We start from the raw sequence: 25,479 nt of genomic DNA, 5'->3' as shown, positions 1-25,479 counted from the left end.
GCGCTGGCGGGGTGGGGGTGTCGCCCAGCGCTTCCTTGGCAAGCTGGCCGATGCCGCCGAGGGTGCCGATCAGCTGGGTTGCCTCGACCGGGAAGAGGATGGTCTTGGCATTGGGCGAGGTGGCGAACTGCTGCACCGCGTCAGTATATTTCTGGGCGATGAAGTAATTGAGCGCCTGCGGATTGCCGGCCGCGATCGCGTCCGACACCATCTGGGTCGCCTTGGCTTCGGCCTCCGCCTCGCGCTCGCGGGCTTCGGCATCGCGGAAGGCGGCTTCGCGGCGGCCTTCGGCTTCCAGGATCTGCGACTGTTTCTGGCCCTCGGCGCGCAGGATCTCGCTGCTTTTGAGGCCCTCCGCCTCCAATATGTTGGCGCGCTTCTCGCGCTCCGCCTTCATCTGCCGGCCCATGGCGTTGACGATGTCGGCGGGCGGGCGGATGTCCTTGAGTTCCACGCGGGTGATCTTGATGCCCCAGGCGTTGGTGGCGTGATCGACCACGGAGAGGAGGCGGGCGTTGATCTCGTCGCGCTTCGACAGGGTCTCGTCCAGGTCCATCGAGCCCATCACAGTGCGCAAATTGGTGGTGGCGAGCTGCATGATGGCGACATAGAGTTCGGACACTTCATAGGCGGCCTTGGCGGCGTCGAGCACCTGGAAGAAGACGACGCCGTCGACCGACACCATGGCATTGTCCTTGGTGATGATTTCCTGCCCCGGAATGTCGACGACCTGCTCCATCATGTTGATCTTGCGACCGACGGCGTAGAAGAAGGCGGGGTAGAAATTGAGGCCGGGCTTCGCCACCTCGGTAAAGCGGCCGAAACGCTCGATGGTATATTGATAGCCCTGCCGCACCACCTTGACGCTGACCGCCAGGTAGAAGAGCACCAGAAACGTGACCGTGAGTGCGAAGGTCGTCACCATATGTCCTCCCCAGAGAAGGGGATCACTATGGCGGTTCTTCGTTAACGGGAAAAGGCAAAGTGATGGAGAGACATAAGATGCAGTTGCGCCACGCCCGATCCCTGCTGTTCCTGCCCGCGTCCAATCCGCGCGCGGTGGCCAAGGCGCGCACCCTGGCATGCGACATGGTGATCCTGGACCTGGAGGATGCGGTGCCCGACGCGGACAAGGCGGCGGCGCTGGACGCGGCGGTGGAGGCCGTGGGCGAGGGCTTTGGCGGGCGGCTGATGGCGGTGCGGATCAATGTCGAGGGGATGCCGTCGCATGGGCCCGAGATGGTGGCATTGAAGCGCACCGCGGTCGACTATGTGGTGCTGCCCAAGGTCGAGAATGCCAAGCAGGTGAAGGATGTCTATTCCGTCGCGCAGAAGCCGGTGATCGCGATGATCGAGAGCGCGAAGGGCGTGCTGGCGGCGCCGGGAATCGCGGCGGGCGAGGGCTGTGCGGCGCTGTTCGTGGGCACCAATGATCTGCGCAAGGATCTGGCCATTCCGCCATCGGCCGGGCGGGCGGGGCTGGCCCATGTGCTGCAGGGCGTGGTGCTGGCGGCGCGGGCGGCGGGGATCGCGGTGTTCGACGGCGTGTTCAACCGGCTGGACGATGAAGCGGGGCTGGAGGCGGAATGCGCCGAGGGCCATGGCTTCGGCTTTGACGGCAAGACGCTGATCCACCCCGGACAGGTGCCGGTGGCGAACCAGGCGTTCGGCCCGGACGCGCAGGCGGTGGCGGATGCGCGCCGGCTGATCGAGGCGGCGACCGGCGGGGCCGAGCGCTTCGAGGGACGGATGATCGAGGCGATGCATGTCGAGGAGGCGCGGGCGCTGGTGGCGCGGGCGGAGGCGGTCGGGCAATAGCGAAAGGCGACAAGGCATGGCGGTGCGGTTCGACAAGGTTGCGATCATCGGGACCGGCCATGTCGGTGCCACGGCCGCCTATGCGATGATGCTGCGCGGGCTGTTCACGCAGATCATGCTGATCGATGCGGACGGGCCGCGCGCGCAGGCCGAGGCGCTGGACATTGCCGACGCCAATGCGCTGGCGCGGCCGGCCCATGTCCTGCGCGGCGACTATCGGGATGCGGGCGACGCGGCGATCGTGGTCATCACGGCGGGCGCGACCACCCATGGCGAGGAAAGCCGGCTGTCGGTTGCCGGACGCAGCGCTGCCATCGTGGCGGACTGTGCGCGGCGGGTGGTGGAAGCAGGCTTTGCCGGGGTGATGATCGTCGCGTCCAACCCGGTCGACGCGATGGCGCAGGTGGCGCAGCGCGCGTCGGGGCTGCCTGTGGGGCAGGTGATCGGCACCGGGACGCTGCTCGACAGTGCGCGCTTTCGCCGGCGGCTGGCCGACCGGCTGGGGGTGGCGCCGGTGTCGGTCGAGGGGCAGGTGCTGGGCGAGCATGGCGACAGCGAGGTGGCGGTCTTTTCGGGCGTGCGGATCGGCGGGGTGACGCTGGACCAGTTTCGCGGCGGCGCGGTGCTGGACCGGGCGGAACTGGCGCATGCGACGATGCGGGCGGGCTATGCGATCAACTATGGCAAGGGCCATACAAGCTATGGGGTGGCGACGGCGATCGTGCGGCTGTGCGAGGCGGTGCGACGCGACGAGCAGGTGGTGCTACCGGTGTCGACCCTGGCCCATGGCGAATGCGGCGTGGCGGGCGTCTATCTGAGCCTGCCCTGCGTGATTGGGGCGCTGGGGGTGAGCCGGGTGCTGGCGCCGGACCTGGATGCGGAGGAACGGGTGGCGCTGCAGGCGTCGGCGGCGGTGCTGCAGGGCATCATGGACGGGCTGGAATCCCATTGAAAAATCGCCGGCGATATCATCCTTCCGGCAGGTCCACCCTGGGCAGAAGTTCCGCCTCCAGGGCGGGATAGAGGTGCGCGACGCTGCGTTGCAGTTCGTAGCGGGTGGCGGCCATGGTGGCGAAGCGGTCGGGGATGGGGAGGGTGCCGGCCTCCACCATGTCGAGGCCGGACTGCACGGCGCTGCGCAGCATCGCATCGAGCCAGTCGAGCCAGTCGCGGGTCTGGGCGATGGCGCGGGTGCCGCCGGGATCGAACGGGCCATGGCCGGGGATCGCCGCCCTGTGCGGCAATTTGGCAAGCGCATCCAGGCTTTCGCGCCAGCGGCCAAGGTTCGCGGTCGGGGTGCTGGGCGCACGGTCGAGGAAGAGCAGGTCGCCGGCGATCAGGGTGCCGGTGCGTTCGTCCAACAAGGCGAGATCGGCATTGCTGTGGCCGGCGAGCGGCAGCAGTTGCAGGCGTCGGCCGCCGAAATCCTCCGCCGGCTGGTCGATCCGCCGGCCCGGCAGGGCGAGGTCGGTGCCGCGCATCCAGTCGCCCAGCAGGCGATAGAGCGCATCGGAAAAGCCGCGCCCGTCCCGCTCCATGTCGGCGATGGTGCCGGGCAGGGCGGCGACGATGGCGGGATCGAAAGCGGCGATGCCCATGCCATGGTCGGGATGGAGATGGGTGACATAGACCCGTATGACCGGCTGACCGGTCAGCGTTTCCGCCACTTTCCTGAGCATGTGGCCATAGCGGATCGACGGGCCGGCATCGACCAGCAGCGTGCCGGCCGGGGTGGCGATGATCGTAATATTGGCGATTGCGCCGCCATTGGCGAAGAGCATCGGTTCATCGGCGCCATGGATCATCCACAGGCCATCGGCGATCGGCTGCGGATCGATGTGATAGTCATCGGTTGCGGCCCCGGTCAGCAGAGGGAGGGCGCCGGTCATGCCGGCCAGCGTCTGTCGGCGGTTGAGCATCATCGGCCGGTCGCGCCGGTGGCAGTGGGCAGGGGCGACTGGCGGGCGACGGTCACCTTGGCGAGATAGGCGCGGCCATTGGTGTCGCGCGCGGCGATGGACAGCGTGTCGCCGGGATGGGCGCGGGGCATCAGGGTGATGGCGGGGTCTTCCGCCACGGCGGCCCATATCTCCATCTGACCGAGCAGTTGGCCGTCAGGGCCGGTCACGCGCATCTGTTCGATATGATAGGTCGGGATATTGGCGACGAAGCCGGTGTCCATCGGATGGCGGAAGGTGACGCGCAGCCGGCTGGCGCCGTCGGCCATCGGCCAGGCTTCGCCCCGCATTTCGCCCAGATGCTGCGCCCAGTCGCCCTTCACCCGGCTGACCGGCGGGGCCGAGCAGCCGCCGCCTGCCGCATCGACCCAGCCGCCGCTGACCAGCCATTGGCCGTCCGCAAGCTGCACCGCGCCGCGCACCGGGGTGCGCTGGTCGAGCTTGATGCGGGTGGCGACATAAGGTTCGGCGCCGTTGGGCCGATAATCGATGGCGATCGGGATGGGATTGAGATCGGCGAGGATCAGCATGCGCCTGACTGGACCGAGGCCGCGTGCGTCGAGCGCGACCGGGAAGCTGCGCTGATTTTCCGCGATTTCGGGATAGCTGACCTTCACGCGCGGATCGAAGCGGACCGGATCATCGCCGAAGATGGTCTGCGCATGGGCGGTCCACATCGGCGAGTGCAGCGGATCGGCGGGATAGGGCGCGCGGGCAGGCGCGATGCTGCCGATCGCCAGCAGGCAGGACATGGCCATGGCTGTCAGGGGCTTGCGCCTGTTCATCCTCTTCTCCCAAAGTCCATGCCTAGCGCCGGGAAAAACCGGCTACCATTGCACCTTGGGTCGTGCGGCCTGGGAGAGAAGCGGATGCGGGCGAGGATCGGACTGATGGCGCTGCTGCTGCTGGTGCCTGGCGTGACGCAGGCGCAGGAGGCGGGGCTGTTCGATGCCGAAGGGTATCGCATCGCTTATTATCGCAGCCCCGTGCATCGCCCGCCCCAGGGGGTAGGCAGGATCGCGCCGGCCGCGATCGCGGGGCTGCGGCCGGATATCGACATGATCCTGATCGATGTGCTGCCGGCCGAGGGCGGCCATCGCGCGGCGGACGGACGCTGGCAACTGGCGCAGCCGCATGAGAGCATCCCCGGCGCCCACTGGTTTCCCGAAAGCGGGCGGGGCGCGCCGATGCCGGATATCGCCGACTGGTTCGCGCGCGGGGTTGCGCGGCTGACCGGGGGGAAGCGCGACCGGATGATCGTCACCTTCTGCCGCGCGGATTGCTGGATGGGCTGGAATGCGGCGCGACGGCTGCGGGCGATGGGCTATCGCAATATCTGGTGGCTGGCCGAGGGGACGGACGGCTGGCGCGATCTGGGCCGCGAGCTGAAGCCCGTCCAACCCGCGCGCCGATAGGACCAAAGGTCAATTGTCTGGCCCCCGTTTTTGGGCATGTTGCACGCTAACGGGGTAGTTCAAACCATTGATTTTCGGGAGAGAGTAAATGCTTCATCGTTCGGCGCTGGCGATCATCGGCGGCCTGGCCATGGCCAGTGCGATGCCGGCCGCGGCCAAGGATATCACCGTCCATATGAAGAACAAGGGCGCCGATGGCGCGATGGTGTTCGAGCCGTCCTTCGTGAAGGCGGCGCCGGGCGACGTGATCCATTTCCAGCCGACCGATCCCAGCCATAATGCCGAGACCATCTCCACCATGCTGCCGGCCGGCGCGACCCCGATGAAGGGGGCGATGAACAAGGAGGCGGTGCTGACCGTCAGCAAGCCAGGCCTCTATGGCATCAAGTGCATGCCCCATTATTCGATGGGCATGGTCGCGCTGGTGCAGGTGGGCAAGCCGACGGCGGCCGATGTGACGGCGGCCAAGGCGGTCAAGCTGCCGCCCTTCGCCGCCAAGCGGATGAATGCGGCGCTCGCCCAGGTGAAATAAGCGCGGGCCGGCCCCGCAAGCAGGCAGGCCGGTCATCCACCAGGATGGCCGGCCTGTTTTCTGTCATTCGTAGCGCAGCGCGTGGATCGGGTTGGTGCGCGCGACGCGGAAGCTGTGCGCGCCGATCGTGAGGATCGCGATCAGCAGCGCCAGCCCGCCTGCCAGCAGGAAGGGCAGGGGCGTCAGCGCGATGCGGGAGTCGAAGCCGTTGAGCCAGTCGCGCATCACCCACCAGGCGACCGGCCAGGCGATGAGGTTGGCGATCAGCACCGGGCGGGTGAACTGCCAGACCAGCAGTTGCACGATCTTCCCCGTGCTGGCGCCCAGCACCTTGCGGATGCCGATTTCCTTGGTCCGGCGTTGCGCGGTGAAGGCGGAGAGGCCGAACAGCCCAAGGCAGCCGACGATCACCGCCAGCAGGGCGAAGGCGGCGAAGGCCTGCGCCCGTGCTTCCTCGGCATGATAGACTTCGCGCACGATGTCGTCGCTGAAGCGCGCGGTGAAGGGCACTTCGGGAGCGAGCCGCTTCCACACGCTTTCGATCCGCGCCAGCACCGTTGCCGGATTGCCATGATAGCGGATCAGCATTTCGTTATGATTGTCGCGATCGAAGAGGAAGAAGATCGGGTCCATCGGATCGCGGATCGAGCGGAAGCGCGAATCCTGGACGACGCCGATGATGGTGATGGGCACGCTGCCGCCAAATTCGTCGCGCACCAGGCCGCCACGCACCTGCTTGCCGATCGCGTCCTGCGGTGAGGCAAAGCCCAAGCGCTTGACCGCCAGTTCGTTGACCACCGTATTGGCGCCGCGCGCGGCAAAGGCCCGCTCGGCCTCCGGAACCTCCGGGAAGGGACGGGTGATGTCGTCGATCGGCCGGTTGATGTCGAAGCTCCGCCCGGCGAGCAGCTTGATGCCCATCGTGTCGAAGAATTTGGTGTCGACCTGATAGATGCCCATGCTGATCGGCTCTTCACGGCCGGGCACAAGGATCCCGCTATTGGTGTTGTTGGTGGTGCTGATGCCGATATTGGTGCGGCCGACCGAGGTGACGCCGTCGACCTTCTCGATTTCCCGCACCATCGTGTCGAGCACCGGGTCGAGCTGGCGGCGGCTGATGCCCGAAATCTGGATCAGCCCCTCGCGCTTGTAGCCGGGATCGGAATTGCGGGCGTAGAGGGTCTGGGCATAGACCACCGCGGTGCAGATGATGAGGCCGATCGACACGGCGAACTGGGCAACGACCAGTGCGCTGCGCAGCCGGCCCGATCCTTCCGCATCGGCCGCCGACTTGTTGGCCTTGAGCACGCGGGCGGGCTGGAAGCGGGACAGGTAGAAGGCGGGATAGGCGCCGCCGGCCACGCCGACCAGCAGCACCAGGCCGATGATCGGCAGGATGAGGCCGCCGCTGCCGAAATAATGGAGGCTGAGGTCCGCGTCGAGGAAGCGGCTGACCAGCGGCAGCAGCAATTCGGTCAGCGCCAGCGCGACCAGCATCGCCACCGCCGAGACCAGGATGGATTCGCCGATGAATTGCAGCACCAGCTGGCGGCGATTGGCGCCCAGCACCTTGCGCAGCGCAACCTCCCGCGCGCGCTGGCTGGCGCGGGCGGTGGCGAGGTTGACGAAATTGACGCAGGCCATGCCCAGGATCAGCAGGGCGACGATGGCGAAGGTGATGATCGAGCCGCGATCATTGCCCGGCGTCATCGACCCGTTCTGGGCCCGGCCAAGATGGACGTCGCGGACATTGACCAGGGCGAAGTTCATGTCGTCGCCCTGGTTGAAGCGGCGGCCGCCGAAAAACTGGTCGGGGATGTTGCGCTTTTCCCATTGCGGCAGCTGCGCATTGATCGCCTTGACGTCGGCGCCGGGCTTCAGCCGGACATAGATCCAGCCCGACTGCCAGCCATATTGGCTGAGGAAATCGGGCGTCTGCGCCCAGTAGCTGGGCGGATCATAGCGGGCGAGCATGGTGAGCTTGAGGTGCGAGGCCTTGGGCAGATCCTTGAGCACGCCATTGACGCGATAGTCGGTCGAGATGCCGCGCGAGATGAGCGTCAGCGTCTGGCCCATCGGGTCTTCGCTGCCGAAGCGGCGCTTCGCCTCGCTGTCGGTCAGCACCATGTCGCCGGGCTTGGCCAGCGCGGTGCGCGGATCGCCCTTCACCAGCGGCAGGTCGAGCACGTCGAATACCGGGCCGTCGACGAATTTCATGTCGTCCACTTCGGTCGCGACGCCGTTGCGCAGCACGACCGGCCCGGCCGAAAGCAGATGGACGGAGGCGGCGATCTGCGGGAAATCCTTCCGCAGGGCCGCCTGCGCGACATAGGGTGCCATCTGGAGGTTGTTTTCGCGGCCGCCATGCGGATCGGTATAATAGGTCTGGAACTGGAAGGTCCGGTCCGCCTGCGGCATCCAGGCGTCGAAGGTCAGTTCATTGCGGACGAACAGCAGGATGATGAGGCAGGCCGCCATGCCGGTCGCCAGCCCCAATATGTTGATCGCCGCATAGGTGCGGCTCTTGAGCAGCGACCGCAGGCCGACCGTCAGATAATTGCGCCACATGGGAAGTCTCTCCGTCTTGGGCTATCAGGCGGCGCGGCGCCGTTCCTGCAGGATGCGGCCGTCCAGCATGTGGACGACGCGGCTGGCATAATCGGCATGGGCGGGCGAATGGGTGACCATGACGATGGTCGATCCTTCGGCGTTGAGCGTCTGGAGCATCTTCATCACTTCCTCGCCATGGCTGGTGTCGAGATTGCCGGTCGGTTCGTCGGCCAGGATCAGGCGCGGTTCGGACACCAGCGCGCGGGCGACGGCGACGCGCTGCTGCTGGCCGCCCGACAGCTGGCTGGGGCGGTGGCGGGCGCGATGGGCGATGCCGACCCGGTCCATCACCGCCTCGACCTTCGCCTTGCGCTCGGCCGCGGGCATGGCGTGATAGAGCAGGGCGAGTTCGATATTCTCGGCCACGCTCAGTTCGTCGATCAGGTTGAAGCTCTGGAAGATGAAGCCCAGATGCGTCTTGCGGATGCCCGCCAGCCTGGGTTCGGGCAGGCCTGCGATCTCGGTGTCGCCAAAGCGGTAGGAGCCGCTCGACGGGCTGTCGAGCATGCCGATCATGTTCAGCAGGGTCGACTTGCCGCAGCCCGACGGGCCCATGATCGCGACAAATTCGCCTTGGAAGATGTCGAGGTCGATCGCGTCGAGCGCGGTGGTTTCGACCATGTCGGTGCGATAGACGCGGCTGAGTTCACGCAGGCTGAGCAACGCTTGGGTCATGTCTTTGCCTTTCACTTCTTTTCGAGGACCAGCCGATCCTTGTCGGCAAACCCGGTATAGGGGGATGTGAGCACCTGCTCGCCGGGCTCCAGCCCGTCGAGAATCTCGATATAGTCGGCGTTGCGCCGGCCCAGGCGCACGGCGCGCTTCACCGCCTCGCCGCCGTCGGGCGTCACCACGAACACCCAGGCACCGCCGGTGTCATTGTAGAAGCTGCCATTGGGGATGAGGCGCGCGCGCACCGGATCGCCCAGCGTCAGCTTGGCCTGGAGCGTCTGGCCGCGCTGGATCTGGGGCGGTTCGCCGTCGAGGAATTGCAGGTCGATCTCGAACTGGCCGTTGCGCACGGTCGGATAGATTTTCGCGACCTTCATCCGGTAGCTCTTGCCGTTCCAGTCGACCGTCGCGGTCTGGCCAAGCTGGACGCGGGGCAGATAGAATTCGTCGATCCCGGCGACCAGCTTGTTGCGGCCGGGGCTGTCGATCTGGCCCAGCCGTTCGCCGCGCGCCATCGACTGGCCGACCTGGATCGAGAAGGCGGAGACGGTGCCGGCGACCGGCGCGCGCAGATTGAGCGCCTCCAGGCTGGCGCGGGCGACACCGAGGCTGGACTGGAGGGTTTCGGCCGAAGCGCGCAACTGGGCGAGCTGGCTGGTCTGGAGCCGCTCGTCGGTCTGCTGGGTGCGGGCGAGGACGGCCCGGCGATCGCGCTGATAGCTGAGATCGTCGCGCGTGTCGGCAAAGGTCCGGCCGGCGACGAAGCCGCGCGCGGCCAGCGGCGCTTCCCGCTCATATTGGCGCTGCGCCTTTTTGAGGTCGAGATCGGCCTCCAGCATGGCGCGGTTGTTGGTGAGCCGGTTCTGCGACAGCGCCAGTTCCTGGCTGCGCATCGAATTGAGCTGCTGCGTCACTTCGGTCTGGCGGGCGAGGACCGACAGTTGCAGTTCGGCGTTGGACAGGCGGGCGAGCAGCTGGCCCTTCTGGACGGTGGCGCCATCCTCGACCAGCACCTCCTCGACCCGGCCGCCCTCGATCGCGTCGAGATAGACGGTGATGAGCGGGGTGACGCGCGCGCGCAGCGGCAGGAAATCGTCGAACCGGCCCTGGCTGACGGTGGAGACGACGATGCGGTCGGCCGGCAGGGTCTGGCTGTTGCTGCTGGGCATATAATACCAGGCGGTGCCGATCAGCGCGATCGCGCCGGCAGCACCCAGCGCGATCTTCGCGCGCAGCGGCAGGGTCTTGCGCGCCACCACCCGGTCCATCGCGCCGCCGCTGGCGGGCGCGGCGGCCCGCGGCGTTTCGCTGGGCATGCTGACGACGCTCATGCGCGGCGGCTCCACTGTCCGATTCCGAACATTGCTTGTCCGATACCGAACATCAGGCGAGGAAGGGCTTGCAGCCGGTGCCGGCGCGGGCGGGGCAGCGGAGATGCCCGGCCTCGGCCGCCATCTGGCGTGGCGCTTCGCAGCCGAACGACCGGGAAGCGGCCTGCGGCGCGGCCATCACCAGCAGGGTGGCGGCGATGCCGAGCAGGATCGAAAGCGGTTTTGACAGCGAGGAGCCGGGCCGGCGATACATTGTCAGTCTCCATCTGGACTTGGGGCACATGCCCTTTGCCGAATGCTTCGCAAGCGGCGTGCCAGTTGCCTTTTTGCGGGCATGTGCGGGACGAAATCCGGGCCGTGACGGGTCTGGCACGGATATTGATTGCACGGTTCCGGACAGGCGCTGTACGGGAGCGAACGGATGACAGAGGGGCGGATGACACAGGAGAAGCCATTCGAGCTGTGCGTCGTCATCGATGATGATGACGACATATTGCTGGCCGCGCGCCTGTTGCTGCGCGCGATCTTTGGCGAAGTGCTGACTTTTCGCGACCCCGAATCCGCCTTTGCCGCGACCGCCGGCCTGACCCCCGAAGCGTTCCTGCTCGACGCCAATTTCTCGCGCGGGGCGACCAATGCGGCGGAAGGGTTCGAATGGCTCGGCCGTTTCCTGGCGCGCGATCCGCAAGCGGTGATCGTGATGATTACCGCCCATGCCGGGGTGCAGGTCGCGATCGAGGCAATGAAGCGCGGTGCGACCGATTTCGTGACCAAGCCCTGGTCGAACGAGCGGCTGCTGGCGACGGTGCGCACGGCCGCAGCGCTGCGCGCGTCGCGCAAGGCGGTGGCGCAGAAGGACAAGGTGGCGATGATCGCGGCCGCGCCGGCGGGCGAAACGCCGCTGCTCGGCACATCACCGGCGATGGCGCGGGTGCAGCAACTGATCGACCGTGCCGCGCCGACCGACGCCAATGTGCTGATCCTGGGCGAGAATGGCACGGGCAAGGAACTGGTCGCGCGCGAACTGCATCGCCGATCGCGCCGGGCCGAGCGGATCATGCTGCCGGTGGACCTGGGCGCGGTGGCCGAAAGCGTGATCGATTCCGAATTGTTCGGGCATGTGAAGGGCGCCTTCACCGATGCGCGGGCCGACCGGATCGGCCGGTTGCAGGCGGCCGATGGCGGCACCCTGTTCCTGGACGAGATCGGCAATCTGCCGCTGCACCTGCAGCCCAAGCTGCTGACCGCGCTGGAGCAGCGCAAGGTGACGCCGGTGGGCGCCAACAAGCCGGTGGCGGTGGACATAAGGGTGATCGCTGCGACCAACCTGAGCGCCGGGCAGATCGCGGACGAGGGGCGGTTCCGCCAGGATCTGCTGTTCCGGCTCAATACGGTCGAGATAGTGCTGCCGCCGCTGCGCGAGCGGCGCGAGGATATTCCCGCGCTGATTGCCCATTATCATGCGCTCTATGCCCGCAAATACGCGCAGCCGGTCCATCCGATCGCACCCGAGCTGATGGCGGCGCTGGTCGCCTATGACTGGCCCGGCAATGTCCGCGCGCTGCGCCATGCGATCGAACGGGCGGTGATCCTGGCCGGGGACGCACCCTTTGGCATCGAGGATATCCCGCTGCGCAGCCATGGCAGTCCCGAGCCGGTGCGGATCGACCGCGCCGCCGTGGTGGAGGCGCCGCCACCGCCCGACGACATGAATCTGGAACGGGTCGAGCGGCGGCTGGTCGAGACCGCGCTGATGAAGCATGGCTATAATATCTCCAGCGCCGCCGCCGAACTGGGCCTGACCCGCGCCTCCCTCTATCGCCGCATGGAAAAACATGGGCTTTGATCGGCGCTTCTCGATCGGCCTGGCGCTGCGGCTGGTCATGGCGATGGCGTGCCTGGCGGCGCTCGCCTGGGCGCTGATGACGCCGGACCTGGGCGCCGTGCGCATCCTGTGCGCGATCGGCGCGGCGGTCAGCGCGATGGCGCTATGGCATCATGTGCGCCGCGCCAATTTCGAACTGGCCCGCTTTGTCGAGGCGATCGAGTTCGGCGACCTGCAGGCGCGTTTCGCTCGGCCGGGGTCGGACAGCGGCTTCGACCAGCTGGGCGCGGCGCTCGATCGCGGCATCCGCAAGCTGCGCGACGATCGGGTGCGCTTGCAGGAGGCGTCGCGCTTCTACGAGGCGCTGGCCGATGATGCGCCCGCCGCGCTGCTGACGATCGCGCCCGATGGCCGGATCGAACCGGTGAACAAGGCGGCGCGCAAGCTGTTCAACCGCCATGCCGGGGTGCGGCCGGACGATTATGCCCCCTATGGCGGCCATTTCGCCGCGACGCTGACGGCGCTGGAGCCGGGGCGCAGCCAGACCATGTTGATCGAGACCGATATCGGGCCGCAGCGCGTGCTGATCCGCTGCGCCAGCCTGACCCGGCTGGGCGGGGCGACGCGGGTGATTGCGGTGCAGGTGATCCAGCAGGCGCTGAATGCGGTCGAGGTGGCGGCGCAGAGCGACCTTATCCGCGTGCTGACGCATGAGATCATGAATTCGATGACGCCGGTGACATCGCTCGCCCGCACCGCGTCGGACCTGATGGCGCAGGCGGACGATGGCGGCGACCCGCTGATCGCCGATGCCCGTGCCGCCGTCGATACGCTGGCCCGGCGCGCCGACGGGGTGATGCATTTCGTCGAAACCTATCGCACCATCACGCGCCCGCCGCTGGTCGATCGCCGGTTGTTCGCGGCGCGGCCCTTTGCCGATGAACTGGCCAAGCTGTTTGCGGCCGATGCCGATCGCGCGAGCGTGCATCTGGATGTGCGGGTCAGCCCGGCCGACCATCGCATCGATGCCGATCCCGACCTGTTGGCGCAGGTGGTCATCAACCTGCTGCGCAATGCGGCGGATGCGGCCGAATGCCATCGCGACCGGCCCGAAGTGTCACTGAGCATCGCCGCGATCAGCGCGGGGCGCACCCGGATCGAGGTGGCGGACAACGGCCCCGGCGTGCCCGAGGCGCTGCGCCACGACATTTTCCTGCCCTTCTTCACCACCAAGAAGACCGGCAGCGGCATTGGCCTGAGCCTTGGTCGGCAGGTGCTGCTGGCGCATGACGGCACGATCGAGATCGACAGCGCGCCGTCGGGCGGCGCGCTGTTCCGGCTGACGCTGTAGTGCGATGGCCGGCCCCGGTCAGGGGCAGGGATCGGGCAGGTCGCGATGGACCGCCTCGATCGCGGCGATGGCGTCGGCGCTGAGCGTCAGGTTGACGCTGTCGATGTCGGCCCTGAGCTGATCCAGCGAGGTCGCGCCGATGATCGTCGCAGTGACGAACGGACGGCTGTTGACATAGGCGAGCGCGAGCTGCGCGGGATCAAGGCCATGGGCATGGGCGATCGCGACATAGCGGGCGGCGGCCGGTGCCTGGCCGGGCAGGTCGTAGCGGACGAACTGGCGCGCGACGTCGCGGCGGGTGCCGGGCGCGATCACCCCGCCCAGATATTTGCCGGTCAGATTGCCGCCGGCGAGCGGCGAATAGGCGAGCAGGCCGACATCTTCACGCAGGGCAAATTCGGACAGGCCGATTTCGAACACGCGGTTGAGCAGATTATAGGCGTTCTGGATCGACGCGATGCGGGGCAGGCCCTGGTCCCGCGCCAGGCGCAGATATTCGCTGACGCCCCAGGGCGTTTCGTTCGACACGCCGACATGGCGGATCTTGCCCGCCTTCACCAGATCGGCAAGGGCATCGAGCGTTTCCTCGATCGGCACGGTGTCGGGCCGGTCGGCCAGGGCGGACAGGCCGCGCACGCCGAAGGAGGGGACGGGCCGGTCGGGCCAGTGGACCTGATAGAGATCGATATAGTCGGTCTGCAACCGGCGCAGGCTGTCGTCGATCGCCTGTTCGATGTTCCGGCGATCGAGCCGGTCCGCGGTGCGGATGCCGCGCGAGGGATCGCGCGCGGGGCCGGCCACCTTGGTCGCCAGGATGATGTCGTCGCGCTTCTTTCGCCCGGCGATCCAGCTGCCGATATAGGCTTCGGTCAGGCCCTGGGTGTCGCGGCTGACCGGGGTGACGGGATACATTTCGGCAGTGTCGATGAAATTGACGCCCTGGCCGACCGCATAGTCGAGCTGGGCGTGCGCTTCGGCTTCGCTGTTCTGCGATCCCCAGGTCATGGTGCCAAGGCAGATCAGGCTGACCCAGAGGTCGGTGCGACCGAGCGTGCGATATTCCATATGTCATGGCCCTTTCGTGGCAAGCGACTGGTTTCTAGCCGTTTGTCGGGAAATGCAAAGCCATGGCGGGATCGGTTGAGAAACTATCATTGACAGCATCCGTCCGGCCGCAGACAGGAAACAACTCGTCCATCGGTTAACCAAAGGCTCATCGGATCGCCCTAGGTTGCGACTCCTTCCCTGTTGGTGCGTTGATCGAGCATGTCTGACCTGTCTGATCTCATCCTGGACATGATTACCCGCTATTGCTGGTGGAGCGGGCCGATCATCGGCGTGCTGGCCTTTTTCGAATCGCTGGTGGTGATCGGGCTGTTCGTGCCGGCGATCGCCACGATGATCGCGGTCGGCGGGCTGATCGGGGCAGGGCTGGTCGATCCGGCGCCGGTGTTCGCCTGCGCCGTGTTCGGCGCGATCCTGGGCGACTGGGTATCCTATACGCTGGGGCGGTCGGTCGGGCCGGCCATCTATCGCCATCGCTGGCTGCGTGGGCATCGGCTGGCCTTTGCGCGGGCGCGGCTCTTCTTTCGCCGCTATGGCTTCATCTCGGTGCTGCTCGGCCGATTCCTGGGGCCGGTCCGTTCGACTGTGCCGGTGGTCGCGGGCGTGGTGAAGATGCCGCATGGCCCGTTCCAGATCGCCAATATCCTGTCCGCCCTGTTGTGGGTGCCGGCGCTGCTGCTGCCCGGCTATCTGGCCGGCGGCCGTCTGACCCATTTCGATTTCGAGGCCGAGCATTTCGCGATGATGGCGCTGGGCCTGTGCCTGGTGCCGCTGCTGCTGGGATGGCTGGCGATCCGTTTCTTCAACAAGCCGCGCCAGCGGCATCGCACCATGTCCGCACAGCGCGGCTGAAAGGTTGATGACAGGCTGCTTCGCTAATCGGCGGCGGCCCAATTCACACCCAATAGGCTGTTCGCTGCGGCGGTGATGTTCTTCACGTCGTTGCCTTGCGGGACGGCGAGAGGATTTATGAACGACATCTGGACTCACATAGTCGCCGATTTTTCCAATCTCGGCTCTCCATCCGCGCTGGCCGCCTTTGGCCAGGTCGTGCTGATCGACATCATGCTGGCGGCGGACAATGCGATCGTCGTCGGCGCGCTGGCGGCCGGCCTGCCGCCAGCGTCGCGGCGCAAGGTGATCGCGATCGGCGTGATCGCCGCGCTGGTGCTGCGCATCGCCTTTGCCCTGCTGGTGACGCAGCTGATGCAGCTTGTCGGCCTGGTCTTTGCCGGCGGCCTGTTGCTGGTCTGGGTCGGCTGGAAGATGTGGCGCGAACTGCGCGCGCATGGCGAACCGGAAGATGCCGAGCATATGGCCGGCAAGGCCGCGCCCAAGGGCTTTGCCCAGGCGGCCTGGGCGGTTGCGATCGCCGACGTCAGCATGAGCCTGGACAATGTGCTGGCGGTGGCCGGCGCGGCGCGGGAGCATCCCGGCATCCTGGTGATCGGCCTTGTCCTGTCGGTGGCGCTGATGGGCGTGGCGGCGAACCTGCTGGCCCGCGTGATCGAACGCTATCGCGCGATCGCCTATTTCGGCCTGGTCGTGATCCTCTATGTCGCCGGCAAGATGATCTATGAAGGGGCGATCGACCCGGCCACGGGCCTCATCACCCTGTTCTGATAAAGAGAATGGCGGGGCCGGTCAGTCGGCCCCGCTCTTCCTTCCCATGGAGGCAAAGCCGAGCGGCGCGCCGATCAGCACCAGGATGACGCGGGTCAGATGGTGGATGACGACGACGCCCGGCTCCAGCGCCAGGCTGAGCGCGACCATGCTCATTTCGGCGAGACCGCCCGGTGAATAAGCGAGCGTCAGCAGCACCGGATCGACCCCGGCAAGCGTGCCGACCCCCGCCGCCCAGGCAAAGGTGACGGCCAGCAGGATCGCCGTCGACCCCGCTGCCAGCGCCAATATGCGCAGCAATTCCTTCAACGTCAGGCCGACGAAGCGGCAGCCCATGGTGGCGCCAAGGCCGACCTGTGCCGCGGCCAGCGCCCAGCCGGGAATGCGGAAATCGGCGAGGCCGCTCATATGCACGGCGGCGCTGACCGCCAGCGGCCCGACCAGATGCCAGGCCGGCAGGCGCAGCAGCCGGCCGATCAGCAGGCCCAGAAGCGCGCAGCCCAGCCCCCAGAAGAGCAGCGACCAACTGGCGACATCGCCGGTCACGGGTGTCACGGCGCTTGCCGCGACCGGCGCATGGTCGAGCCGGATCAGGAAGGGGAGGATGAAGACGACGAGGAAGATGCGCGCGCCATGGATCAGGCCGATGGCGCGTTCGTCGGCGCCGCGTTCGGCGCCCATCACCACCATCTCGGCAATGCCGCCGGGCATGCCGGCGAAATAGGCGGTGGCCGGATCGAACTTCGCGACCTTGCGGAAATAGGTGACGCACAGCAGCGCGGCGGTGGCGAGGAAGAAGGGCAGGGCGGCGAGCGGGATGATCCAGTCGCGCGCCTGCGGCAACAGGTGTGGGCCAAAGCTGCTGCCCAGCACCACGCCGATCACCGCCGCCATCGGGCGGCGGGTGGCGGCGGAAGCCTGAATCGGCAAACCGGCGACGCTGGCGACCGCGCAGGCCGCCATCGATCCGAGCACCCAGGGCAGTGGCGCATGGATCGACCAGAAAAGCGCGCCGCCGGCCGCCCCGACGGCAAGCGCCGCCAGGAAGCGGAGAAGCGTGTCCAATCCCCTAGGCGACAAAGGGGAAGGCCAGGGCGATCATGCCGACCAAAGTCATGACGATGCCGACCGCGGCGGCGGGCAACAGGGTGAAGCGCTGATGATCGGCCAGGTCCACGCCCGCCAGGCTGACCAGCAGATAGGTGGAGGGGACCAGCGGGCTGAGCAGATGGACCGGCTGGCCCATCAGCGACGCACGGGCGATTGCCATCGGTTCGACGCCATAATGGGCGCCGGCTTCGGCGAGGATCGGCAGCATGCCGAAATAGAAGGCATCGTTGGAGATGAAGAAGGTGAAGGGCATGGAGAGCAGGGCGGTGATCGGCGCCATATAGGGGCCGAGCGCGGGCGGGATGACGCCGACGACTTCCTTGCTCATCGCCTCCACCATGCCGGTGCCGCCGAGGATGCCAGTGAAGATGCCGGCGGCGAAGATCAGCGACACGACCGACAGGACATTGCCGGCATGGGCGGCGATCCGTTCCTTCTGCTGGGCGACGCCGGGATAGTTGACGATCATCGCGATGGCGAAGGCGATCATCATCAGCACCGAGAGCGGCAGCACGCCCCAGACCAGCAGGACGAGCAGCGCCACCACCAGCAGGCCGTTGAACCAGCGCAGATGCGGCCGGCGCGCTTCGGGATATTGCGAGACGCCCAGGTCCGACGGGGCGACCGACTGGCGCGCCTGCACCTTGCCGAGGCGGCGGCGTTCCTTGATGCCGAACCAGAAGGCGAGGCCGAGCAGGAAGGCGAGGCCGGCGATCATGCCGGGGATGAGCGGCAGGAACAGGGTGGCCGGGTCCAGCTTCAGCGCGCTCGCGGCGCGGGCGGTCGGCCCGCCCCACGGGGTCAGGTTCATGATCCCGCTCGTCACCATCAGCAGGCAGACGAGATAGAGCCGGTTCATGTCGAACCTTTTGTAGAGGGGGAGCAGCGCGGCGATGGTGATGATGTAGGTGGTCGACCCGTCGCCGTCGAGGCTGACGATCGAGCAGAGCACCACCGTGCCCAGGAGGATCAGCAGCGGATCGCCATGCACGATCTTCACCAGCCGGGCGACCAGCGGGTCGAACAGGCCGGTGTCGGTCATGGTCGAGAAGAAGAGGATGGCGAACAGCAGCATGACGCCGGTCGGCGCCAGATTCTTGATGCCGTCGATCATCATGTCGCCAAGGCCGGCGGCCTGACCGGCGATGACGCCGAACAGCGAGGGGATGACGATCAGCGCGACCAGCGGGGTCATCCGCTTGGTCATGATCAGCGTCATGAAGGTGGCGACCATCAGGAAGCCGAGCAAGGCAAGATTCATCGCTGCGTCCTTGAGGGGGCTGGAGGAAGGAGGATCAGAAGGTCACGCCGACACGGGCGCTGACGGTCTGGCCGTCATCGCCGCCCGTGTAGGTGCCGGCGCGGTTGTTGGTGTGCCACTGGATGCCGTTGAGCTGGATCCGGGTGAAGCTGTTGAGATACCAGTTGACGCCCAGCGTCGCGGCCCAGCCGTCGCCGCCCAGCACCAGGTCGGTATAATCGAGATTTTCGTAGCGGGCGGTCAGCTCGATCGCGCCGAGGCCGCCGTCGAGCACGGGATCGAGCACATTGGGCTGGCCGAAGCTGCCGAGGCGCGGGTTGTAGGGCGGCAGTTCGCCGGTCAGGAACAGGCCGCTCGACAGGCTCCAGGCCTTGCTTTCGAAGCTGGGGCGTCCGCCGTCGAGGCGCGCGATGCGGCGACCGGCCTCACCCATCACCCACAGGCCGCCGACATAGCCGCCCAGTTCCGCGCCATAGCCGGTGGTCGAGCGGCCGCCGAGCAGTTCGCCGGTGGTGACGCGGACCGCGCCGTTGAAGCGGCCGCCGATGACGGTGCTGCGGGTCAGCGTGGTCGCGGCGGAGGACAGGGCTTCGTCGAAGAACCAGCCGCCGACATGGAGCAGCGAGCGATCGGTCCTGATCGGGTTCCAGTGCGCACGGCCGCTGAAGGTGCGGCTGTCATTGGTCGCCTGTTCGCCATCGACGCGGTCGCCGGTCACGCTGAGCGAGGCATGCCAGTTGGGGCCGAACATGCGGCCCATGATGCCGATGCCGTAGAAGCCGCGCTGCGGGATGATGGCGGTCGACACCACGCCCCGTTCCAGGAAGGGGGTGGAGTCCGAACCGGTGCTGCCTTCGAAGGCGCGGTCGTTGAACAGGTGTCCCGCGCGCACGTCATAATCGACCTTGCTGCTGATCTTGTTGCGATAGCCCAGGAAAGCGGTGACGATGTCGACCTCATTCTCCGAAAAATCGCTTTCGAACTGGTAGAAGAAATGCGGGCCGACGCCGCCTTCCAGGCCCAGGCGCAGCGCGCGCATGCCGGTCGTCGTCGTGTTGCGGCCGCCATATTTCGACCCCATGGTCGAGCTGACGTCGACCAGGATGCGGCCGCGCGGCTTGTAGGTGAAGACGCCGTCGGCCGAGCGGAAGACGGGCAGGCCCGCGCCCCATTCGGTGGTGACGCCGGACGGGTTGGCGGCGACCGCGCGGGCCTGGGCCACGTCGATGTCGGCCGGGCCGGGGGGCACGATCTGCGGCGCGAAGGGGGCGATGACCAGCGGCTGGGCCGCGTCCTGCTGCGCCATTTGCGGCGCGGGCTGCGCAGCGGCGGGGGGCGTCGCGGCCTGGGTGGCGGCCTGTTGCCCCTCGATCTTGTCGAGCCGGGCCTTGAGCGCGGCGATCTCGGCCGCCTGGGCCTTTACCAGTGCGGCCAGGGCATCGGCACTGGGCGCCTGGGCGAGGGCGGGCGTGGCGACGATCAGTGCCAGCGCGGCGCAACCGCCGCGCAACATCAGATGGGACATGCTTATCGGGCTCCGGAAATAAGGGCCGCCTGCCATTCGCGCAGGAAGCGCTGGCGCGTGAGGCGGTCGAGATTGACGAGAAGCTGCGGGCCGACGCGGATCGAGCGGGCCTGGGCAGCGGGCAGGCGGCGGCCGTTGATGTCGGTCCGCACCGGCCAGAGGCTATGTTGCGCGAGCAGCGATTGCCCTTCGCGCGAGAGGAGGAAGTCGAGGAACAGCTTGGCGGCGGCGGGATGCCGCGCCTCGCGCGCGATGAAGGCGATGCGCGACATCACGATGGTATAATCTTCGGGAAAGACGACGCCGATGCGCGGGTCGCGGCGGGCGCGTTCCTGCGCGTAGGAGCCGATCACATTATAGGCGATCGAGAATTTGCCTTCGGCCACGCCGCGCAGCATCGGTTCGGTGGTGATGTGCAATTGCGGCCGGGTCGCGGCCATCGCCTCGACCAGCGAGCCGGTGTCGCGGGTGATGGCATAATCCTGGGTCAGATAGAGATAGCCGGTGTTCGAGCGGGCAGGATCGAAGGTCGCGACCTTGCCGGTCAGTGCCTTGCGATCCTTGCGCAGCATCGCCTCCAGCGCGGCATGGCTGCGCGGCGGATTGGCAATCGCCTTCTTGTTGTAGACATAGGCGATCGGCTCTGCGGTGACGCCAAAGCCCATATTCTTCCACACCGCATTGGCGGGCAGGGCGGGCTTTTCGGGGCTGGCATAGGCCTGGGCAAAGCCGTCGTTGATGAGCTTGACCTGCTGGTCCATCGCCGACGACCAGACCAGGTCGGCCGACATCCGGCCGCTGCGCGCCTCGCTCGAGAAGCGGCGGAACATCTCGTTCGACCCGAGGTCGGAATAGCTGACGGTGACGCCGGGATAGCGGCGCTGGAACGCCAGGATGACCGGTGCCATTTCCGACGTGTCGGCATTGGCATAGACGATGACCTGCCGTTCGGCACGGGCATCGCCGATCAGATCGTCATAGGAACGCGGATAGCCGGTTGGCCTTTGCGCTACCGCTGTCGCGCTGGTGACGGACAGGCTTGCCAGCGCCGCCACTATCTGAATAACCCTTCGCATCGACCCTGCTCCTCACATGTTCCGTTCTTCTGTCGGATTGGGAGAGGCAGTTACGAAGCCAAGCTGTCATCAACCTTTCAGCATCGGGTGCCCTATTCGGATTTTGATGATCGAGGATGACGCCGCACTGGCGCGCAGCATTGCAGCCCTGCTGCGGGCGGGCGGCCATGCGGTGGACCATGTCGCGACCGGCGAAGATGCGCTGGCGGTGGTGGGCGGGGAACCCTATGCGCTGGTGATACTGGACGTGGGCCTGCCCGATATCGACGGCTTCACCGTCTTGGCGGAATTGCGTCGGCGCGGCGAGAAAGTGCCGGTGCTGATGCTGACCGCGCGCGATGCGCTGGACGACCGGGTGCGGGGGCTGGACCTGGGCGCCGACGATTATCTGCGCAAGCCCTTCGAGCCGCAGGAACTGGAGGCGCGGGTGCGGGCGCTGGGGCGGCGGCGGGGGGGCGATCCGACCCCGGAAATCACGGTCGGGCCGCTGACCATCAATCGATCGACCGGGGCCGCCGATGTCGCCGGACGGGCGCTGGACCTGCGCCGCCGCGAACTGGCGGTGCTCGAGTCGCTGGCGACCAGGGCCGGGCAGGGGGTGCCGCGCGAATTGCTGATCGGCGAGGTGTTCGGCTTTGACGAGCCGGTCGGCAGCAATGCGATCGAGGTGCATGTGACCCGGCTGCGCGGCAAGCTGGCGCCCGACGGGCCGGGCATCCGCACGGTGCGCGGCGTGGGCTATATGCTCGATGCCCAATGAGGGACGGCCATCGGGCGAGGGGCGGGCCATTGCCCTGCGCACCCGCCTGCTGGCGGCGATGCTGGGACCGATGCTGGGCGCGGCGGCGATCATCGGCGTGGGCGGCGCGACGCTGATTTCCGACGTGGTCCGCCGGACCAACGACCGGGTGCTGGGTGGCGCGCTGGGCGCGATCGCCGAAACCGTGCAGGTGGAACGGGGCGAGGTGACGCTGGACCTGCCGCCCGCCGCGTTCGGCATGCTGGAGAATAGCGAGCGGGACAATGTCTATTACCGGATCGCGGTGGGCGGCACTTTGCTGACCGGCTATGCCGATCTGCCCGCGCCCGATCCGCGGACCATGCCGGTCGACCAGCCGCGGTTCCGCTTTGCCCGGTATCGTGGGCAGGACATCCGCATCGGCGAGGTGAAGCGCAGCCTGCCGCGGATCGCCGACCCGGTGATCGTGCAGGTGGCCGAGACGCTGGATAACCGGCGGGCGCTGATGCACCGGCTGATGATCGCGCTGCTGATCGGCGAACTGACGCTGGTGGGGGTGGCGATCCTGCTGCTGCGGCCGGCGCTGGGCTGGAGCCTGCGGCCGTTGCTGCGGCTGCGGCGCGCGGTCGAGGTGCGCGATGGCGGCGCGCGGCCGGATTTCTCGGCGCTGGATGCGGGGCCGCTGCCGAGCGAATTGCGACCATTGGCGCGGGCATTCAACCGGCTGCTGCGCCAGCTGGACCAGGCGACGGGGGGCGTGCGCCGCTTCACCGCCGATGCCTCGCACCAGATGCGCACGCCGATTTCGGTGCTGAAGGTGCAGATCGAGCTGGCGCGCCGGGGATCGCGCGAGGCGTTCGACGAAATTGCCGATGCGGCGCAGCGGCTGGAGCGGCTGGTGACGCAGTTGCTGGCGCTGGCGCGGGCCGAGGAGGCGGGGGCATCGCCGCCGCTGGAGACGGTGGACCTGAAGGAAGTGAGCGCGGTGGTGGTCAACCGACTGATCAACCAGGCGATCCAGGCGCAGGTCGAACTCAATCTGGAGGCGTCGGACGCGGCAAGCTATCGCGTCGAGGCGCATCGGACGCTGGTGTTCGAGATATTGGCCAATCTGGTCGACAATGGCATCCGCTATAACCGGCCCGGCGGTACGGTGACGATCGCGCTGGCGCAGGGCGAGGACGCGACCCTGATGACGGTCAGCGACGACGGTCCCGGCATTGCGGTGGAGCATCGCGACAAGGTGTTCGAGCGCTTCTTCCGCGTGGGCGGCGCCAGCGCGCCGGAGGGGACGGGGCTGGGCCTTGCCATCGTCCAGTCTGCCGCGTCGCGCATGGGCGCGCAGGTGGAGATTGTCGAGGGTGGCGCGGGCACGCATATCCGCGTGCGCTTTCCACGACGGGGGGAGGATGGCGGGGCTTAGCGCGCGTCTGCCCACTCATGCGCAGGCGGCCGCTTCATGGCGCACCCATCCCCGGCCCCTCCCTGGAAGGGAGGGGAGCAAAGGCGCGCATGATCAGCGCGGCAGGTCGGGATAGCTGTGCGCAATCGGTCCGAGCGCGTCGGCTAGCGGGGCCAGCCAGGGTTCGAAGCGCCGCCAATGATCGACGCCGCCGGTATAGATGGGCTGGCGCACCTGTTCGGAACTGGCGGTGCGTACCGCTCGATCGGTCTGCCAGAAGGACAGGCAGGCGGTCTCGAAATCGAGGCCGAGATAGGCGAGCAGCCGGTCGACCTCACCCGGCGTGTCGGCGACCATCTGTTCGTAGATGACGCGATGGACCCGGCCCGGCGCGGCCGCGTCATAGGCGGCCATCAGCGCGACATAGTCGCGATAATAAAGGCCGATGTCGGTGAGGTCATAGGTGAAGGCCTGGCCGCGCGCAAAATGCTGTTTCCAGCCGGAAAAGCAGCAGCCCATCGGATGACGGCGCGCGTCGATGATGCTGGCATTGGGCAGGATCAGCTTGATCAGGCCGACATGCTGCCAGTTGTTGGGCATCTTGTCGATGAAGCGCGGCTTGCCGCTCTGGCGGTGGACGCGGGTCTGCTCGACATATTCCTCGCCCAGCCGACGACGGTCGGCCGGGGTCAGCGATGCCGCCATGGTCGCGAAATCGGCAAATTCGCCTTCATCCACCCGCGATTGCAGGCGGCTGGCGATCATCATCATCTCGGGCAGTTCCATCGTGCCTTCGACCTGGCTGTGGCTGGCGAGGATCTGTTCGACCAATGTCGATCCGGCGCGCGGCAGGCCGACGATGAAGATCGGGTCGGGCGCAGTGCAGCCGCCGTCGCCCATGGCGGCGATGAAGGGCGCGCTGAAGGTCGTGGCAGTGGCCGCGACTTCGGCGGAAAATTCGCCGGCATCATGGCGGATCATGGCGCGGCGCAGCCGGTTGCCGGCGTCATAATGGCGGAAGGCCGCTTCGTCCGCCTTGCGATCCTCCTGCGCCTTGCCGAGCGAGAAATGGAGGTGGAAGACATCCTCGCCCTCCGTCTGGCCATCGCGGGCCAGGGTTTCGAGCGCGCGCTCCATCGTGGCGAGGTCGTCGGCGTCGAGCGTCACGGTCTTGAGGTTGGCGAGGCTCCACCAGGCTTCGCCCATGGTCGGGCGATGATGGACCGCCTGGCGATAGGCATGGACCGCGTCGGCCTGTCGCCCCAGCGTCTTGAGCGCATGGCCCAGATTCTGCCAGACCTGCGGCTGGTCGGGACGATCGGCCAGCAGGCTTTCATAAATGGAGCGTGCCGCGTCCTGATCGCCCAGCCGCACCAGCACCGATGCGCGGATGAGGTCATAGCCCGGATTATGGATCGGCGAGCGGGCGAGGATTTCGGCATGGGCCAGCGCTTCGTTCAGGCGGTTGTTCTGCAATAGCAGGCGGATGAGGAAATCGCGGGCGAGGTCGAAGCCGGGCGCCAGCGCGACGGCGCGCTCGACATGAGCGAGGGCGGCATTCATGTCGCCGCGCCGCCATTGCACCTCACCCATCAGGCGGATGCCGGCTGGATCGTCGGGCAGGCGACCGGCGCGCGCCGTCAGCAGCGCGGCCGCGTCGTCCAGCCGCCCCTCGTTCATCGCCATTGCGGCTGCCAGCAGGTCGCGATCGCGCGAGGCGGCATGAACCCCCGACAGGTCGGCGCGCCAGGCATCGCCATCGCGCCCAACCGTGCGTAGCAGCCGCGCCAGCATGAACCAGCCGCCGGGCACGCCGGGCTGCTGGCGGGTCAGGCTTTCCAGCGCGCCGATTGCCTGCCGATGGTCGCCGGCTTCCTGCGCGGCCTGGGCCAGTTCCCACAATATCGCCGGGACGCTGGGATGCTGGCGGGCGAGGGGATTGAGCCGGGCCAGTGCGGCCTTGGGCTTGCCGAGGCGGCGTAGCGCCTGGCCGATCAGCAGTTCGGCGGGGGGCAGGCGCCCGGCCCGGCGCAGGATCACCTCGGCCTGCGCCAATGCCGCATCGGGGCGGGCGTCGAGCAGGGCGGCAGCGTCTGCCAGCGCCGTCTGGATGCTGTCGGTTGCCGGTACGGCGGACGCGTTCCCCATAGCCCCTCATATTTGTGC

Annotated in this window: 23 protein-coding genes; 10 read left to right on the top strand and 13 right to left on the bottom strand. The window is 67.5% G+C overall.

All coding sequences use genetic code 11. The annotated features are described in order from the left end of the window. On the bottom strand, positions 1–925 hold a 925-nt coding region (locus CG471_RS21595; protein ID WP_099233706.1), incomplete at its 3' end, for an SPFH domain-containing protein. 77 nt (positions 926–1,002) lie between these two features. Between CG471_RS21595 and CG471_RS21590 the strand changes: the two genes are divergently transcribed. Together CG471_RS21590 and CG471_RS21585 are read left to right on the top strand one after the other, a co-directional pair. Further along, a complete protein-coding gene (locus CG471_RS21590; protein WP_099233704.1) occupies positions 1,003–1,818 on the top strand; it encodes a CoA ester lyase in 816 nt (271 codons plus the stop codon). A 16-nt stretch (positions 1,819–1,834) separates the two neighbouring features. After that, complete coding sequence (locus tag CG471_RS21585) at positions 1,835–2,770, top strand: L-lactate dehydrogenase (RefSeq protein ID WP_099233702.1); 936 nt, start codon at positions 1,835–1,837, stop codon at positions 2,768–2,770. Positions 2,771–2,786: 16 nt separating this feature from the next. On the opposite strand, the gene CG471_RS21580 is transcribed toward CG471_RS21585, so the two are convergent. Continuing rightward, on the bottom strand, positions 2,787–3,740 hold the full coding sequence (locus tag CG471_RS21580) for a quinoprotein relay system zinc metallohydrolase 1 (protein ID WP_099233700.1): 954 nt from the start codon (positions 3,738–3,740) through the stop codon (positions 2,787–2,789). Continuing rightward, positions 3,737–4,561, bottom strand: coding sequence for a quinoprotein dehydrogenase-associated SoxYZ-like carrier (locus tag CG471_RS21575; RefSeq protein ID WP_099233698.1), 825 nt, complete (start codon positions 4,559–4,561; stop codon positions 3,737–3,739). Before CG471_RS21575 ends, CG471_RS21580 begins: the two co-directional genes overlap by 4 nt. Positions 4,562–4,666: 105 nt before the next feature. Here CG471_RS21575 and CG471_RS21570 point away from each other — a divergent pair, with 105 nt between their 5' ends. Next, the gene (locus CG471_RS21570) at positions 4,667–5,191 is read left to right on the top strand and encodes a rhodanese-like domain-containing protein (RefSeq protein WP_373562062.1); all 525 of its coding nucleotides are present in this window, start codon (positions 4,667–4,669) and stop codon (positions 5,189–5,191) included. A gap of 88 nt (positions 5,192–5,279) precedes the next feature. After that, a complete protein-coding gene (locus CG471_RS21565) occupies positions 5,280–5,723 on the top strand; it encodes a pseudoazurin (protein WP_017501382.1) in 444 nt (147 codons plus the stop codon). A 63-nt stretch (positions 5,724–5,786) separates the two neighbouring features. Here CG471_RS21565 and CG471_RS21560 read toward each other — a convergent pair whose 3' ends face one another. The 4 genes from CG471_RS21560 to CG471_RS21545 are packed head-to-tail and all read right to left on the bottom strand — an operon-like array spanning position 5,787 to position 10,589. Beyond that, positions 5,787–8,291 (bottom strand): FtsX-like permease family protein, encoded by a 2,505-nt coding sequence (locus CG471_RS21560; protein ID WP_099233694.1) that lies wholly within the window; start codon positions 8,289–8,291, stop codon positions 5,787–5,789. Positions 8,292–8,315: 24 nt separating this feature from the next. Further along, positions 8,316–9,008 (bottom strand): ABC transporter ATP-binding protein, encoded by a 693-nt coding sequence (locus CG471_RS21555; RefSeq protein WP_004208064.1) that lies wholly within the window; start codon positions 9,006–9,008, stop codon positions 8,316–8,318. Positions 9,009–9,019: 11 nt separating this feature from the next. Beyond that, on the bottom strand, positions 9,020–10,336 hold the full coding sequence (locus CG471_RS21550; RefSeq protein WP_099233692.1) for an efflux RND transporter periplasmic adaptor subunit: 1,317 nt from the start codon (positions 10,334–10,336) through the stop codon (positions 9,020–9,022). A 52-nt stretch (positions 10,337–10,388) separates the two neighbouring features. Beyond that, entirely contained in the window at positions 10,389–10,589 is a 201-nt protein-coding gene (locus CG471_RS21545; protein ID WP_099233690.1) for a hypothetical protein, read from the bottom strand. A 183-nt stretch (positions 10,590–10,772) separates the two neighbouring features. Here CG471_RS21545 and CG471_RS21540 point away from each other — a divergent pair, with 183 nt between their 5' ends. Both CG471_RS21540 and CG471_RS21535 read left to right on the top strand, forming a co-directional pair. Continuing rightward, positions 10,773–12,182 carry a sigma-54 dependent transcriptional regulator gene (locus tag CG471_RS21540; RefSeq protein ID WP_180275763.1) on the top strand — a complete coding sequence of 470 codons (1,410 nt, stop codon included), beginning with the start codon at positions 10,773–10,775 and terminating at the stop codon, positions 12,180–12,182. Then, positions 12,172–13,512, top strand: a complete 1,341-nt coding sequence (locus CG471_RS21535; protein ID WP_099233686.1) for a PAS domain-containing sensor histidine kinase — start codon at positions 12,172–12,174, stop codon at positions 13,510–13,512. The genes CG471_RS21540 and CG471_RS21535 overlap by 11 nt, the downstream gene beginning before the upstream one ends. Before the next feature lie 18 nt (positions 13,513–13,530). Here the strand turns inward: CG471_RS21535 and CG471_RS21530 are convergent, their stop codons facing one another. Next, on the bottom strand, positions 13,531–14,577 hold the full coding sequence (locus CG471_RS21530) for an NADP(H)-dependent aldo-keto reductase (protein WP_099233684.1): 1,047 nt from the start codon (positions 14,575–14,577) through the stop codon (positions 13,531–13,533). 201 nt (positions 14,578–14,778) lie between these two features. On the opposite strand from CG471_RS21530, the gene CG471_RS21525 reads away from it, so the two are divergent. Both CG471_RS21525 and CG471_RS21520 read left to right on the top strand, forming a co-directional pair. After that, positions 14,779–15,429, top strand: coding sequence for a DedA family protein (locus tag CG471_RS21525; RefSeq protein WP_099233682.1), 651 nt, complete (start codon positions 14,779–14,781; stop codon positions 15,427–15,429). Between the two features lie 117 nt (positions 15,430–15,546). Further along, positions 15,547–16,200, top strand: coding sequence for a TerC family protein (locus CG471_RS21520; RefSeq protein ID WP_017501376.1), 654 nt, complete (start codon positions 15,547–15,549; stop codon positions 16,198–16,200). 21 nt (positions 16,201–16,221) lie between these two features. On the opposite strand, the gene CG471_RS21515 is transcribed toward CG471_RS21520, so the two are convergent. From CG471_RS21515 to CG471_RS21500, 4 genes are read right to left on the bottom strand one after another with little or no spacing between them, the layout of a single operon-like run. After that, entirely contained in the window at positions 16,222–17,265 is a 1,044-nt protein-coding gene (locus tag CG471_RS21515; RefSeq protein ID WP_099233680.1) for an AbrB family transcriptional regulator, read from the bottom strand. A gap of 4 nt (positions 17,266–17,269) precedes the next feature. Then, positions 17,270–18,571 (bottom strand): CitMHS family transporter, encoded by a 1,302-nt coding sequence (locus tag CG471_RS21510; protein WP_004208055.1) that lies wholly within the window; start codon positions 18,569–18,571, stop codon positions 17,270–17,272. A 34-nt stretch (positions 18,572–18,605) separates the two neighbouring features. After that, positions 18,606–20,096 (bottom strand): OprO/OprP family phosphate-selective porin, encoded by a 1,491-nt coding sequence (locus CG471_RS21505; protein ID WP_099233678.1) that lies wholly within the window; start codon positions 20,094–20,096, stop codon positions 18,606–18,608. Between the two features lie 2 nt (positions 20,097–20,098). After that, the gene (locus CG471_RS21500; RefSeq protein ID WP_099233676.1) at positions 20,099–21,172 is read right to left on the bottom strand and encodes an ABC transporter substrate-binding protein; all 1,074 of its coding nucleotides are present in this window, start codon (positions 21,170–21,172) and stop codon (positions 20,099–20,101) included. Between the two features lie 106 nt (positions 21,173–21,278). On the opposite strand from CG471_RS21500, the gene CG471_RS21495 reads away from it, so the two are divergent. Together CG471_RS21495 and CG471_RS21490 are read left to right on the top strand one after the other, a co-directional pair. Beyond that, positions 21,279–21,932, top strand: a complete 654-nt coding sequence (locus CG471_RS21495) for a response regulator transcription factor (protein ID WP_099233674.1) — start codon at positions 21,279–21,281, stop codon at positions 21,930–21,932. After that, entirely contained in the window at positions 21,922–23,334 is a 1,413-nt protein-coding gene (locus CG471_RS21490) for a sensor histidine kinase (protein WP_099233672.1), read from the top strand. The genes CG471_RS21495 and CG471_RS21490 overlap by 11 nt, the downstream gene beginning before the upstream one ends. A gap of 93 nt (positions 23,335–23,427) precedes the next feature. Here the strand turns inward: CG471_RS21490 and CG471_RS21485 are convergent, their stop codons facing one another. After that, positions 23,428–25,461 (bottom strand): tetratricopeptide repeat-containing sulfotransferase family protein, encoded by a 2,034-nt coding sequence (locus tag CG471_RS21485; RefSeq protein ID WP_099233670.1) that lies wholly within the window; start codon positions 25,459–25,461, stop codon positions 23,428–23,430. Between the last annotated feature and the right edge of the window lie 18 nt (positions 25,462–25,479).

The organism is Sphingobium sp. IP1, assembly GCF_002708645.1.
GTDB lineage: Bacteria > Pseudomonadota > Alphaproteobacteria > Sphingomonadales > Sphingomonadaceae > Sphingobium > Sphingobium yanoikuyae.
This window is presented reverse-complemented; position numbering and strand designations above follow the sequence as displayed.